The following is a 14,384-nucleotide window of genomic DNA, read 5'->3' as shown; positions in this document are numbered from 1 at the left end:
TGGAGCAGCAGGATATTTACAATGAGGCATATGGACTATTCAGGTCTGCAGTGTATTACATAACGTCTTGGATATAGCGAAAATTTGGGGATGATTGCCGAAGTGAAAGCTGCCCCCGAGCAGGGCTTAAATGACAAGGATATGGAGGGAATAGGATGAACGAAGAAGCAGTTACAACCGGTTGGGATGCAATTGAAGAAGAAATGAAGAAGCTGTATGGAGCTCAGGAACCTAAGCATTACGGTACGGTCGTTCCTTATATGCTGGGAGGCAAGGATCCGCTGGACGGCCTAAGCGCCTATAAAGCGGAGAAGCCGTTCCCTCATTGGCATATCGTGACGTTCGGATTTTCCGAGCTTTATGAGAAAGAGTCGGAGGATGCTGATTATAGCGGTTATGGATTTGAGCTCACTTTTCGGGTGGCGCGCGGGGAAGACGAGGAGGAGCCCCCGATGTGGGCGCTGAACCTGCTTCAAAATATGGGAAGGTATGTGTTCAATAGCGGAAATATTTTCGCTTCCGGCGATTATATGGATGCCAATGGACCGATCTGTCTAGGGGCGGATACCCAGCTGACCGCGCTCGCTTTTATGGAGGATCCCGAGCTTCCTCCCGTTCATACACCTAATGGACGTGTTGAATTTGTGCAGATGATCGGGATCACGGAGGATGAGCTGGAGGCGATGAAGACGTGGAGCACGCTGGGCGTATTGGAGGCCAGTCAGGCAGCGCTGCCGGGGTATATCACCGATTTATCCCGGGATTCCCTCCTGCAGATTCCTGCTGTCGCGGAAGCCGTCCAAAGGGGCATAGAGCGGGATGGCTCGAGCACCGGATTTTTATTTGTAGATCAATTGGCTTGGGAGCCCGGAAGGAACCGTCTGTTCAGCAAGACGCCGGCTGTGCTTTGCTTAGGAGCGAAGCAGGCGGGAACGATCGGCAAGCTGCTTCGCGGCCGCCTTCTGAAAGGGAAGGATTTGACTTTAGCCAGTCAGGACATGAGCGTAGTGCTGAAGCCTGGAATGGAAACCGGCTACGAGACAGAAGAGAACGAAGTTCGCCTTAAATTGGATGAGGCAGCTATTCATGAGATTTCGCAAAAGCTGCAGCCGAAGGAAGAGGAGATCCGGCTGCCTTCATATAAAGGCTTGATTATTCAAGTCGTTAGAACCCATATCAAGGATCAGGACGGCAACGTGGTATCCACTATCGGGTAAGCGAAAGACGAAAAAGTTGGTAACATGCCTGAATGTGAATATCCATCTGATATAAAAAACTGCGGAGCAACAATTCCGTGGTTTTTTATTATTTGAATTTAGGAAATCAAAGGTCACGGCTATGAACATTCGTCTTAACAATGAACCGATTGCCGAGTTATGACAATATATAGTTGAATGGCCATTCAGAAAGGAGCAGCTAATTGGGTATCGAGGAGTTAAGTGATCTTATACAACAGCACGGCAAGGTTCTCTACGGATTCTGTTACAAGCTTACGGGAAACAAGACGGATACCGATGATCTTTATCAGGAAACCTTCCTTAAAGCGCTAGAGCTGTCCCATAAAATTGACAGGAGCCAAAATCCCAAAGCATTCCTCATCGGGATAGCGATCCGTCTTCGGAAGAACCAGCGCCGGAAACTCGCTTGGAGGCAGCGGATTGCGCCCACGACGGAACTTACCGGGGCTGTGGACACGCAATGCCAAGCAGTGGGAGAAGCAACACCGGAGGAAGCCGTACTGTCCCGGGAACGTCGCATCATGATCCGGAACGCCGTAGACAGACTAAGCGATAAGCTGCGAATACCGCTTTATATGTACTACACGGCGGAAATGTCTGTGGATGAAATCGCCTCGGTTTTAAAAATTCCGCCGGGGACGGTAAAAAGCAGGCTTCATCAAGCGAGAAAATCAATAAAAAATTTAGTGGAGGTCGATTCTCCGTGAAGCAAACTGAAAACGGTGAGCGTCTGCTTAAAGAAGCATTAGCTTCGACTGCGGAGCCCGAAGAGCAATTGAACCAAGCCATTATAGATCGATATAAGGAGAGAACGGCGATGAAGCGAATGAACCGGAAAAGAGTGTCCATCGGCGTAATGGCCGCTGCCTTCACACTCTTGATGTCCGTTACGGCTTTTGCGGTTGCACAGTTTTTTAGTCCTAAGCAAGTGGCGGAGCACCTGGGCGAAAATATTGTGGCCGAGGCGTTTGAAAGCGGCGATGCGATTGAAATCAACAAGTCGGCGGCGTCCGGAGGGTATCATTTTACCTTGCACGGAATCGTATCCGGCGCGGGATTGAAGGAGCTTAGCGGCCCGGAACAAAATGTTTATCCTGATAGAAGCTATGCCGTCGTATCTGTAGCCAGACAGGATGGTGCTCCAATGCCCGCAGCAAGTGATCCGGATTATGGCAAGGAGTCCTTTTTCATCTCACCGCTTATTAAAGGTCTCAAGCCATGGCAGATCAACATCGCAACGATGAACGGGGGATATTCCGAGGTCGTGCTGGACGGAATCATGTACCGGCTAATTGAATGCGACGGAATAGAGATGTTTGCGGACAGAGGCATTTATATGGCGATTAGCAGCGGTTCTCCTTTCTATAATAATGAGGCGTTTACGTATAACGAAAGCACCGGTGAGATCAGCCCGAATAAGGAATATGATGGAGCTGCTGTTCTGTTTGATCTTCCTATAGATAAGACTAAAGCGGATCCGGTTAAAGGTAAAGCCTATCTGCGGCAATTGCTGACGGAACCTGCGGCAAAGAAGATCCCGGAGAATTCGAGCTATATGGAAGACCGAGCACTCTCCGATGCTAATCTGGAAGCAGAAATGCTCCGCGAAATGGAGGTACTGAAAGCCAAAATTCCAGGCGGTACAGTCATCCCGGAATCTGTTCAAGAAGTGACCCATGAGAGCAATGGAAACATCCATTATGAGTATAACGGCTGGAGTGTGTCAATCTCTCCAGATGAATTGTTTACGGAAGGGCAGACGGGGGATTCGGATGCCGTTCACTTCAGCGGGGACGGTACAACCAACTGGGCCCTGCAGTTTTCCAGAGACGCAGAAGGCGTTATTTACGGCAAAGTCATTATTCTTGAATAGACATTCTACTCGATAGGAATACATTTATTCTTACTCCTTCACTCCGTGAAGGAGTATTTGCTGTGCCTGCATATTGTAGACCAGACAACAGGCTAGCTAACCAGGCAGTAAGTAAACAGGGAGTAAGTAGCCCGCACGAAATCTTGGGCAAGTACTAGTTTTCATTTAACGTAATCAGGAACGATCGAAAGGACGTCCTGAGCTATTTCCGCTAAATTTATGGTTGCTGTAAGGTTGGGGCTAACATGGTGTAAGGTCCGGCCATTAAGATTAGGTTTGTGTTTATTAATCTAGACATATTAAGGAGATAGTCATGAAAACCATACTGCAAGCTAACAACGTGAACAAAATCTTTGGCGCAAAAGGAAACCAATATACAGCTCTGCAAAGCATCAGCCTTAGTATCAATGAAGGGGAGTTTGTCGGGATTATGGGTCCCTCAGGAGCTGGAAAATCAACACTGCTGAACATTTTCTCGACCATCGACACACCGACATCCGGGAAAATCACAATCGACGGGGAAAATATCGTCGCCATGAACGAAGAGAAGCTGTCCGATTTCCGCCGGAATAAGCTCGGGTTCATCTTTCAGGATTACAACCTGCTCGATACGCTAACGGTGAAGGAGAACATCGTGCTTCCGCTGGCGCTGTCCAAGGTGCCTGCCGCAGAGATCGAAAAGCGGGTTCAGGAAATAGCCGACACGTTCGGCATCCGCCAGATCCTCGACAAGTACCCATATCATATTTCCGGGGGACAAAAGCAGCGGGCGGCCGCATCGCGGGCGATCGTTACCCATCCGAGCCTTATTCTTGCAGACGAGCCGACCGGCGCGCTGGATTCAAAATCGGCTGCCAGTCTGCTGGAGAGCTTGAGCAAGCTGAATCAGGCCAACCAATCAACCATCCTGATGGTAACGCACGATGCTTACGCGGCGAGCTATTGTCAACGGGTCATTTTCATTAAGGACGGGCAGCTGTTCCAGGAGCTTCCCCAAGAAGGGCTGACGCGGAAGGAGTTCTTTGGACGAATTCTGGAGGTTCTGGCATCGCTCGGGGGTGGACATCATGACGCTGTTTAAGATCGCCGGGAAAAACATCCGGAAAAATTTCGCCAATTATTTTCTGTATTTCGCATCGATGATTTTCAGTATTGTGATCTATTTTACCTTCGTCTCTTTAAAATACGACAGCACCATTCAATCGGCTTCGGACGGTTCGCAGAAGATCAGCTCAGCCTTCAGCGGCGCGGCGGTCGTGCTCATCGTATTCGTAGCTGTTTTCATTTGGTATTCAAATTCGTTTTTTACGCGCAAGCGCAAAAAAGAGGTCGGACTGTACTCCTTGCTCGGCGTCCGCAAGAAAAAGATCGGGCGAATGCTTTTTTACGAAAACTTTCTGATGGGCGTTATGGCATTGATCATAGGCATCGCATTGGGCTCCGTGCTCAGCCGTTTTTTTGTGATGCTCCTGATGAAGGTCATGGGCTACGACGCCGTACCGAACTTTACGATATCTCTGGCTGCCATGGCCAACACGTTCATTGTGTTTATGATGATTACGCTTATAACGTCGGTTCAGGGCTACCGGCTGATATACCGCTTTAAGCTGATCGAGCTGTTCCAGGCGGATCAGGAGCATGAAAAGGAGCCGAAGGCTTCCATTCTGCTCGCTTTGTTGTCCGTCCTCCTTATCGGCTTCGGTTACTGGCTTGCGCTGCAAAATCTGCTCACGTCCAAAGCATGGGCGGCGCTTGGTTTTATGCTGACTCCGCTCGTCATTTTGGTATCGGTCATTTTAGGCACCTATCTGCTGTTTAATACCTTGACGGTCACGCTGCTGAAGCTGTCCCGCAGGAACAAAAAAAGCTACTGGAAGGGCTTGAATTTGATCGGAATATCCCAGCTATTGTACCGGATGAAGGGAAATGCGCGCACGCTGACGATCATCGCTGTATTGAGCGCAACGACGCTTACGGCGGTCGGGACGTCATACAGCTTCTACTATAACAACCAAACGAATGCGGCGCTTGCGAATCCGAACAGCTATATGTTTATCGGAGGCAGCGAAATTGCAGACAGCAAAGCCGATCAGGCCATTCGGCAGGCTCCGGGGCATAAAGTGCTTTATCACGAATCCATTTCTCTTCTTGAAGTGGATGCCGATACCTCCGGATTGAAGCAAAACACCGGCTTGAATGAGCAATCCTTTACAGTAATTTCGAGCCAGGACTTTAACCGCTTGGCCAAGCTTCAAGGGCGGAATGATGCTGTAAGTCTTGAGGGCAGCGAAGCCGCGGTGCTTGAGCCGATGCATATGGAGGGGATATCCCCGGATTATGTGGGCTCGGCGATCACGCTGAAGGGCAAGGGCATGAAGGAAACGCTCCGCTTCAAAGCGCTGAAACAATACAGCGTACTGAATACCGGTACGGTATATTCGACCATTGTCGTCAGTGACGAAATGTTTGCGGCCCTTCAGCCGAAGGCCAAAACGATGGCAGTCCAAGCCTACAGCATATCGCATCAGGATAAGGCCAAGGAGCTGACGAAACAGCTGGAAGGCATTTTGCCGGAGACAGCTGGCTTTACAAGCTTTTACAGCGATTATGCGCGGGGCATGGAGTCAACCGGCCTACTTGTATTTATGGGGGGATTCCTCGGATTAGTATTCCTGGCCGCTACGGGCAGCATCATTTACTTCAAACAGCTGACAGAAGCGAGCAGCGACAAAGCCCGTTATTTGATTTTGCATAAAATCGGCGTCAAGAAAAGAGAGATCCGCAACACGGTCGCCAAGCAGATGATGTTTATTTTTGGCCTGCCGCTAGCTTTCGGCATGATGCATTGCGCGGTGGCTCTCGCGGCGCTATCGAAACTGCTAATGACCAGTCTTGCCGTTCCCGTCGTTACCTGTATGGGAGCTTATATATGCATTTATTTAATCTATTATTTCCTGACCGTTAACAGCTACTACAAAATCGTTACGAATGTAAAGTAAAGGAGGTGAGCCAAAGTGAAAAAAGCACGGATAGCCATGTTCTTCATTCTGGTCGTGCTGGTCGGATTTGTTCTTTTTATCCAAAACGTAAATATGAACCGTCTTGGTGCGCAGCAATATTTCGTGCAGATCAACCTGGACGGAAAGAGAGTGGAAGATAAATTTAACAGTGGAGAGAAGTATGTCTATTACGAATACACCCTGAAGGGCTTTGATTCCAATGGGAAAGAAAAAGAGCTGACCTTTACGGCAAGCAAGGAGCTGCGCAAGGACGCTTATTTGCGAATCTATGTAAAAAAAGATCAGGTCAGCTCCTACCAGGAGGTACAGGCCGAGGAGCTGCCGGAGAAGGCGAAGCATAAGCTGGACAGTGCCGCCGGGAATTGAGTCCCCGGCCTGGATGGCCTTATGAGCGCATACATCTTATGTTTAAAAAAGGAGAGAACCCATGAAGAAATCGACTTTCAAATCTGTAACCCACAAAGCACTGGCCTATTCACTGGCCGTGACGCTAGCCGCAAGTCCTTGGATTGGCGCTAGCCATGTTCTGGCCGGGCCGGCAGTCCAATCCGCCGAACAGCCCGCCGAAGCGGCGCAGGAGCATGCCCAGGTTCAATACCGGATCGACGCCCGGCTGGACGAGCAGGACATGCATATCCGGGGAAAGGAAACGGTCACGTACCGGAACATGTCCAAGGACACGCTGCAGGAGATCGTCTTCCATACATTCGCTGATGCGAATCGCTCCAAAGAGACGCAAACGTCGATGTTCGTTAGAAACAACGAGGAGATCCGCAAGCAGAGCCCGGAGAAGAAGCCGGAGGATTTCCTTGGCGGCATTGACATTCTGAGTGCAGCGGCTGGCGGGCAATCCTTGGTTTTTACGAACAGCAACCAGGCTTTGACCGTACAATTGGAGCGCGGGCTGGAGCCGGGCGAGACGGTAACCATCGACCTCAGCTTCGACGTAAAAATTCCATATGGCATGCAGCGGCTTTCTTATTATAAAGATATCATCAACGGGGCGTATTGGTTCCCTGTGGCTTCGGTCTACGACGAGGAACAGCATGAATGGGATAAAACTCCCTACAGCACCAACTTTGAGACCGACTACTACGTATCCTCGGATTTCGAGGTTCACTTTAACGTACCGGCTTCCTATCAAGTCCTGATGCCGGGGACGATCACCACGCAGGAGGCTAAGGACGAGCCCGGCCGGAAGGTCGTGTCCGCCAATGCTGATCACACGAGGGAATTCGTCTTTTTTGCCAGCCCGAATTATAAAGTAGAAAGTGTGACTCGTGACGGACTCACCGTTGAATATTATTATTTCGATAACATGCCGAACAAGAAAAAAATCGTTGGCCAGTATATCGATACCGCTTTTGATGCGATTAGCTTTTTTAATGAGAAATACGGAAAATACCCTTATCCTGAGTTTCGGATCGCGGAATCCTATGTGGAAGGAGTCGCCGTTGAGTTTTCCCGAGTCATTCAGATGGGGCAAATTCAGCATAATGCCAACCCGCAGCAGGACTATGTATTCGTGCATGAGATTGCTCATCAGTGGTTCCATGCCCTGATCGGCAACAATTCGGAGAAAGAGTCGTTCCTGGATGAAGGCTTTGCTGAATTTTCAAAAGTATATTTTGCCGAAAAGCAAGGCGATATCTTGAACGGGTTCCAAGCGATTCAAATTGAGGACATGTCTTTTGTAGACAAGCCGATCGCTTCAGCGAATGCCGAAGCGGAAGGGGAAGCAGATGCGATTTTTTATAAAAAAGGGCGCCAGGCCATTTACCAGCTGTACCGTAGGGTAGGCGAGGATCCATTTGACCGGTTCATGAGAGAGTATTTCAAGCGTTACGTTCATAAAAATGCGACGATCGACGGGCTGCTGCAAACAATTGAGGATACGCTCGGAAAAGAAGCGCGTACGGAGATGGATAAGGCGCTGCATGATCCGAAGTTTGCTCTGAAGCCCGAATACCGGTTGTCCGAAGCGGAAGAAATTGAATATTGGCATGAACAGTTCAAGAACGTATACCAGTCCTTCATGACCCAGGTTCCTGATCTTCCGGCGGAAACGATGAGCCGGATCATGGACAAAGCGCTGCAGGGCGAGCCGTTGACGATCGTGCTGGGCGATCAGGCCGCCGGGACGGCGAAGACGCAGCAGCAGGCGATGCTGGAGCAGCTTCAAGGAATGCTCGGGATCATGGGTATTTCAGCCGATGTCATAACGGAGCGCCAGGCGATAAAGAACAAGCTGGAAAAGGAACTGGCGAGCAGTAACATCATCGTAATCGGCAGCGCCAGAAGCAGCGGAATTATTCAGGCGTTAAAACCCGGCATCATCCAAAAAACAAAGGCCATCGGCTTCGATTGGAAAAGCATCATGAACCTGAAAGAAGCTTCAGGCGCTTATATTATCAAGCATCCGTATAATCAAAACCGTCTGCTCCTGCATTTTTTCTGGAATGGGGATGCATGGAGTCCTGACATGATCGACCGGTATACGGGACAGATTATAAACGTGCTCGGGATCAGCGCGGATTACTATCAATATTATGTTTGGGATCAAGCTGGCAGCATTATTGCCGAGAATAAGACGACCAATCCGATGGCGAAGTTTTTCGCCGAGGAGTGAGGCAAGCTTTCGGTTGAGAGCAAGCTTTTTAAATATGGTTATAGTAAAATGGCAGAGCGGGGGGAAAAGGCTCATGGTAAGCATACGGGCAGCGCCCGTTTCTTTCCCGCCTGTAGAAAGGGGGCTCCGCCCAAATTGCTGCTAGATCAAAAAATACTGATCGTCGATGATGAGGAAGATATCGTAAAGCTTCTGAGAACCGTGCTGATTAAGGAGGGCTTTGAGCATGTGTTCACGGCCGGCAGCGCGGAAGAAGGCTGGACTTTGTTTCAGGACAAGCAGCCCGATCTCGTCATTTTGGATATCATGCTTCCGGACGGCGAAGGCTACGATGTATGCAAACAAATCCGCAGTGTTTCGAATGTGCCGATCTTCTTTTTGTCTGCCAAGACGGAGGAAATCGATAAAATCCTGGGATTTGCGATCGGCGGCGACGACTATATTACCAAGCCGTTTAGTCCGAAGGAAGTAGCTTACCGGATTAAGGCCCGATTTAGAAGAACGGATCACCGCCCGGATAAGAAGAAAGAGCATATCCTGAGGGCCGGACCTTTTGAGCTTGATCAACAAAAAGTCGAGCTCAAGAAAAATGGCGATATCATTGAGCTGAAGCCGAAGGAGCTTGGCCTTCTTACCCATTTCCTGAAGCACCCGAACCGGATCATAAGCAAGGAAAGCCTGTACGACCACGTATGGGGGGAGGAATCCTTCGGTTACGACAATACGGTCATGGTTCATATCCGGCGGCTGAGGGAAAAAATCGAGGAGGATCCGTCGAATCCGCAATATTTGGTGACCGTAAAGGGACTTGGGTACAAGCTTGCCCTGAAGGAGTCTGCGCAATGAAGTGGCGGCTGACCGGCAGATATCTGGCGTCCGTCGTCCTGATTGTCGTCATCGTCATTTTTATTAACATCCTGGTGGTGACCGGGTTGTATTTATATCAGAATAACTCACCCAAATATCCGCTTTATCCTGAAGATGATTCGGTTGTGTCCCTAACCCGCTCGTTCAGCAAAGAGATTATAGTGTCCGAATCTGGCGCAGCCATTACCGAGGAGGGGAAGGAGACGCTGGAGCGAAATGAAGCCTGGATTCAAATCTTGGACGAGGACGGCAGAGAGGTGTATGGATACCGCGTACCTGTGGGCGCCAAAACCAAATATACGCCGATAGATATCGTTCAGGCCTACAAATATATGGAGAAAGAACTAATGTCGACCGTTTTTGTCGGGGAAAGTTCGGGAAACGGCGAGCGCTACAGTTATTTGATCGGCTTTGAGAACCCTTATCTGGAGCGGAATATATTTACCTATGATATCCGGACGGTCGGGAGGTTCCTGCAAATCGGAATTGTGACCGTCATTTGCGTTGACGGCTTTATCGCGCTGTGCATCGCCTATTTGTTCAGCAAAAGATTAACCCGGCCGCTTCATGGCCTTATTGACGGGATTAAGCAGCTGGCTCATAAAAAATACAACGTCCGATATGAAACCAAGGGGGTCTATAAGGATGTGTTTCATAACGTGAACGTACTGAGCGAGGAGCTGCAGGCCAGCGAGGCAGAACGAAAAAAGCTGGATCGGATGAAGGAAGAATGGATCGCGAATATTACGCATGATATTAAAACGCCGCTCGCTTCGATTCAGGGGTACGCGGAAATGATGAAGGACAAGGATTATGATTTCACGGTCGAAGAAATGCGCGATTATGCGGGAATCATTGAACAGAAGTCGCACTATTTGAAGCACGTGATCGAGGATTTAAACCTGTCTACGCGTCTAAAAAACAAGAAGCTGACGCTAAATCTGAAGAACCTTAATATTGTAAGCCTTGTCCGCAATGCCGTCATTGACATGCTAAATGATGCCCGTTACGGTAATCGCAATATCGACTTTCGGTACAGCGACGAGGTGATCAAAATGGATGTCGATGAAATTCTAATCCGCCGTGCAGTTAGCAATTTGATCTATAATGCGGTCGTCCATAATGATGAGGGTGTGGCGGTTCAGGTCAGTGTTCGGAAGCAAGGGAATTTCGTTCAAATCGTTGTCGAGGATCATGGAAAAGGAATTAAGAAAGAAGAGCTGGAACGGATTTTTGACCGGTATTATCGGGGAACCAACACGGGCGAGCTGCATAAAGGATCAGGGCTTGGCATGGCCATTGCGCATGATATCGTGAAGGCGCATGGCGGGGAAATTGATGTGGCGAGCGAGCTTCATCGGGGAACAAGAATCGAAATTAAGCTTCAGCAGACATAAAAAGAGAAGTTCCTCCCGACCGGATGGAACCTCTCTTTTGTTGTTAGCGGCCTTGCTGTACAAATAGTTCGATACGGCCTTTGATCGCATCCCGTACGCCTCGAAACTGTGCCAGGATCTCTTCTTCGGTACCGGTGGCCTTCGCCGGATCGTCGAAGCCCCAATGCCATTTGATTACATTCGGATTCTGGATAGTGGGGCAATGCTCATCTGCATGTCCACATAACGTAATGACATAGGCTGCGCGGTTTAGGATATCCTTATCGATCACATCAGAGCTGTTGCCGCTAATATCAATACCGGCTTCTGCCATCACTTGAACAGCGCGCGGGTTCAGTCCGTGTGCTTCTAGACCTGCGCTTTTAACTTCGTAATATTCTCCTCCAAGAGCGTTTAGAAAACCGTCAGCGATTTGGCTGCGGCAGGAATTCCCTGTACATAAAAAATAGACAAGCGGTTTTTTGCTCATTTTCGATTACTCCTTTATGTTTTTTTATATTAGCCTGCGATCATAAGCCATAAATACAAGCCGCAGAGTGTTGCGAGCAGCACGGGAATGGTCAGAACCATCCCGGTCTTGAAGTAAGCTCCCCATGAAATTTTAACCCCTTTGCTAGACAGAACATGGAGCCAGAGCAGGGTTGCGAGCGAACCGATGGGTGTTATTTTGGGTCCCAGATCCGAACCAATCACGTTTGCGTATATGAAAGCATTCTGCAGGGTGCCCACCGAATTTGTGGCGTCAATCGCTAATGCATTAATCATAACCGTAGGCATATTGTTCATCACCGAGGAGAGGATGGCCGCTATGAATCCGGTACCGACGGTTGCAATGAACAAGCCTTGTTCTCCTGCCCAGTTAAAGACAACGCTAAGCTGATCCGTCAAACCTACATTTTTAAGACCATAGACGACAACATACATGCCGATGGAGAAGACAACAATGGACCAGGGAGCGTTTTTGACAAGCTTCCAAGTTTGGATCTGCCGGCTTTGGTTTGCCAGAAGCAGAAAGACGATCGCTGCGGCACCGGCAATAATGGACACCGGAACTTCGATGAACTCGCTTATTAAATAAGCAATCAGCAGGACAGTTAAGATGATCCAAGAAATTTTGAACATTCGTATATCTCTGATGGCATCGATGGGCTTCTTCAACTGCGATAAGTCATAATGATGTGGAATGCTCTTCCGGTAGAATAAATACAGGACAAGCAGACTGGCCGCTACCGAGAAGAGTGTAGGTACGATCATGTAGTGTGCATACTCTATGAAACCAACACCAAAGAAATCAGACGACACAATATTCACCAGGTTGCTTACAACGAGCGGTAAAGACGCCGTGTCGGAAATAAATCCACTCGCCATGACGAAGGGGAGAATCATCCGGTCATCAAATTTGAGGGCTCTGACCATAGACAGGACGATTGGCGTTAAGATGAGCGCAGCTCCATCATTTGCGAAGAAGAAGGCGACAATCGCCCCGAGCAGAATGACATAGAGAAACATGAGGTTTCCATGGCCACGGGCCATACGAGCCACATGAAGGGCGGCCCACTCAAAAAAACCGATTTCATCCAGAATGAGAGAGATCAAAATCACTGCAACAAATGCGAGCGTGGCATTCCAGACGATCTGGGTCACGTCCCAGACGTCTTGAAAATGGACTACCCCGCATATCAAAGCGATGATGGCACCACCGCAAGCGGACCATCCGATGCCGAGCCCTCTCGGCTGCCAAATAACAAATACCAAAGTAACAAGAAAGATAATAAAAGCAAGGACGAGCATAGTACCTCCAGTTTTTAACAACAGCTATTTGGTTTATGAGCATCGATGACTTCCCTCATTGAAGGAAGTTGGTCAAAAATACCGTTTAAATAAGGCTTGTCGCTCATATTAAGGGAATAGTAAATCCATTGGCTGCGGCGAGTCTCGTTGACGATTCCACCGGTCTTCAGCTTCTTAAGATGCTGACTAATATTAGGCTGAGTTGCCTCCAGAATGTCCACTATGTCGCACACACACATTTCACGCTCCTTGAGCAGGGCAACGATCTTCAGTCGAGTCTTGTCAGAAAGCAACTTCAGCGTCTCTGCCATTTCAGTAATGGATATTTCGACCTGAATCATTCTCTCACTCCTTTTTCATTTCAACAGTAAGCATTGACTAAATCATTATATAATCAGTTGCTTATATCATCAAGTGCTTATATATTGGCCCTTATCAGCCGATCGAACGGAAGGCCAATATTACACGTGGCATATTGGAAGCTATGATTAAGAATCCTCCGGATTTGCTTCAAATCCAGACACGCAGCCCGCTCGTGACTAGGGACCTCGATTTGTTAGTCGCCCTGCAAGTGAGCTGTGAAGTCTTAGTATCCATGACCATCGAAACAGACCGCGAGGATATGAAGCAAATATTTGCTCCTCATGCCCCTGGAATTCAGCTACGAATAAAAGCCTTAAAAGATCTTCATGAGGCCGGGTTAGCCACGCAGGCTGCTGTATCACCTGTATTGCCGTTTACCCCTGGTTTTCCTCGCTTGCTGGAAGGAAACGTGGATCGTATTTGGATCGATACAATGAATATCGGGGATGGCTCGATGGGTAAATGTTCAGAGCGGCTTGGAATGCCTCAATTATTTGAAGCACATGGACTATCGGAATGGTTCCGAAGAGATATCCATACTCGAGTCGAGAAATATTTTAAGAAGTATTTCCCCCAAGAGATGATACATGTTTCAAAAAATGAAGCTTTTCCAAATACGTAAGAAAGTTATAAACCCAAATTCTTGTTCCAATTCAACGACAAGAACTTGGGCTTTTTGTTGTATTTGCAACAAAAATAATGTATCATTCTCTTACTGTATTTGAAAAAGGCATAGGAATGGAGATGAATTATGAAGGAAATTCTACGTGAAATTGGCATGATCGCCAGGTCATTGGATTCTATAAGTAATATAGAGTTTAAAAAATATGATCTTACAAAAGGACAGTACTTATACCTCGTGCGAATATGTGAAAATCCAGGAATTATTCAAGAAAAGTTAGCTGACATGATAAAGGTAGACCGAACAACAGCTGCTCGGGCTATTCAAAAACTTGAGATGAATGGATTTATTGAAAAGCGGGATGACCAATATAACAAAAAAATTAAAAAACTATTTCCTACAGAGAAAGGGAAGACTGTTTATCCTTTTATACAAAGAGAAAACGATTATTCCAACAGGGTTGCACTATCTGGATTCTCTGAAGATGAAGCAGAAATGATCTTTAACTTGCTGCAGAGAGTGAGAAAAAATGTAGAAAAAGATTGGGAGTTTGTGAAAAAGGGGAACCAGAGAAATTATTGATT

Annotated in this window: 13 protein-coding genes and 1 pseudogene; 11 read left to right on the top strand and 3 right to left on the bottom strand. The window is 48.1% G+C overall.

The window, feature by feature from the left end; translation table 11 throughout:
• The first annotated feature begins 155 nt into the window (after positions 1–155).
• From BN2762_RS17515 to BN2762_RS17475, 9 genes are all read left to right on the top strand, one after another.
• Positions 156–1,217 (top strand): suppressor of fused domain protein, encoded by a 1,062-nt coding sequence (locus BN2762_RS17515; RefSeq protein WP_055108191.1) that lies wholly within the window; start codon positions 156–158, stop codon positions 1,215–1,217.
• 203 nt (positions 1,218–1,420) lie between these two features.
• Positions 1,421–1,945: an RNA polymerase sigma factor gene (locus BN2762_RS17510; protein WP_055108190.1), complete on the top strand. Its 525-nt coding sequence runs from the start codon at positions 1,421–1,423 to the stop codon at positions 1,943–1,945.
• Positions 1,942–3,111 (top strand): DUF4179 domain-containing protein, encoded by a 1,170-nt coding sequence (locus BN2762_RS17505; protein WP_055108189.1) that lies wholly within the window; start codon positions 1,942–1,944, stop codon positions 3,109–3,111. Before BN2762_RS17510 ends, BN2762_RS17505 begins: the two co-directional genes overlap by 4 nt.
• Positions 3,112–3,424: 313 nt before the next feature.
• On the top strand, positions 3,425–4,192 hold the full coding sequence (locus BN2762_RS17500; RefSeq protein ID WP_055108188.1) for an ABC transporter ATP-binding protein: 768 nt from the start codon (positions 3,425–3,427) through the stop codon (positions 4,190–4,192).
• Positions 4,179–6,110, top strand: coding sequence for an FtsX-like permease family protein (locus tag BN2762_RS17495; RefSeq protein ID WP_055108187.1), 1,932 nt, complete (start codon positions 4,179–4,181; stop codon positions 6,108–6,110). Before BN2762_RS17500 ends, BN2762_RS17495 begins: the two co-directional genes overlap by 14 nt.
• A 15-nt stretch (positions 6,111–6,125) precedes the next feature.
• The gene (locus BN2762_RS17490; RefSeq protein WP_055108186.1) at positions 6,126–6,497 is read left to right on the top strand and encodes a YxeA family protein; all 372 of its coding nucleotides are present in this window, start codon (positions 6,126–6,128) and stop codon (positions 6,495–6,497) included.
• A 61-nt stretch (positions 6,498–6,558) separates the two neighbouring features.
• Positions 6,559–8,760 (top strand): M1 family metallopeptidase, encoded by a 2,202-nt coding sequence (locus BN2762_RS17485; protein ID WP_055108185.1) that lies wholly within the window; start codon positions 6,559–6,561, stop codon positions 8,758–8,760.
• 135 nt (positions 8,761–8,895) lie between these two features.
• The gene (locus tag BN2762_RS17480; protein ID WP_055108184.1) at positions 8,896–9,606 is read left to right on the top strand and encodes a response regulator transcription factor; all 711 of its coding nucleotides are present in this window, start codon (positions 8,896–8,898) and stop codon (positions 9,604–9,606) included.
• Complete coding sequence (locus tag BN2762_RS17475) at positions 9,603–11,024, top strand: sensor histidine kinase (protein WP_055108183.1); 1,422 nt, start codon at positions 9,603–9,605, stop codon at positions 11,022–11,024. The genes BN2762_RS17480 and BN2762_RS17475 overlap by 4 nt, the downstream gene beginning before the upstream one ends.
• 43 nt (positions 11,025–11,067) lie before the next feature.
• Here the strand turns inward: BN2762_RS17475 and arsC are convergent, their stop codons facing one another.
• Genes arsC through BN2762_RS17460 form a run of 3 tightly spaced genes read right to left on the bottom strand, consistent with a single transcriptional unit; the run spans position 11,068 to position 13,156 of the window.
• Positions 11,068–11,493 carry an arsenate reductase (thioredoxin) gene (gene arsC, locus BN2762_RS17470; RefSeq protein WP_055108182.1) on the bottom strand — a complete coding sequence of 142 codons (426 nt, stop codon included), beginning with the start codon at positions 11,491–11,493 and terminating at the stop codon, positions 11,068–11,070.
• 29 nt (positions 11,494–11,522) lie between these two features.
• The gene (locus tag BN2762_RS17465; RefSeq protein WP_055108181.1) at positions 11,523–12,815 is read right to left on the bottom strand and encodes an arsenic transporter; all 1,293 of its coding nucleotides are present in this window, start codon (positions 12,813–12,815) and stop codon (positions 11,523–11,525) included.
• A 14-nt stretch (positions 12,816–12,829) separates the two neighbouring features.
• Positions 12,830–13,156 (bottom strand): ArsR/SmtB family transcription factor, encoded by a 327-nt coding sequence (locus BN2762_RS17460; protein ID WP_055108180.1) that lies wholly within the window; start codon positions 13,154–13,156, stop codon positions 12,830–12,832.
• An 89-nt stretch (positions 13,157–13,245) separates the two neighbouring features.
• Here BN2762_RS17460 and BN2762_RS17455 point away from each other — a divergent pair.
• Positions 13,246–13,800 (top strand): annotated as a pseudogene (locus BN2762_RS17455) (radical SAM protein); the annotation flags it as partial.
• 129 nt (positions 13,801–13,929) lie between these two features.
• Positions 13,930–14,382 carry a MarR family winged helix-turn-helix transcriptional regulator gene (locus tag BN2762_RS17450; RefSeq protein WP_055108179.1) on the top strand — a complete coding sequence of 151 codons (453 nt, stop codon included), beginning with the start codon at positions 13,930–13,932 and terminating at the stop codon, positions 14,380–14,382.
• Positions 14,383–14,384: the final 2 nt, after the last annotated feature.

Origin of the sequence: Paenibacillus ihumii, assembly GCF_001403875.1 — a bacterium.
GTDB lineage: Bacteria > Bacillota > Bacilli > Paenibacillales > Paenibacillaceae > Fontibacillus > Fontibacillus ihumii.
This window is presented reverse-complemented; position numbering and strand designations above follow the sequence as displayed.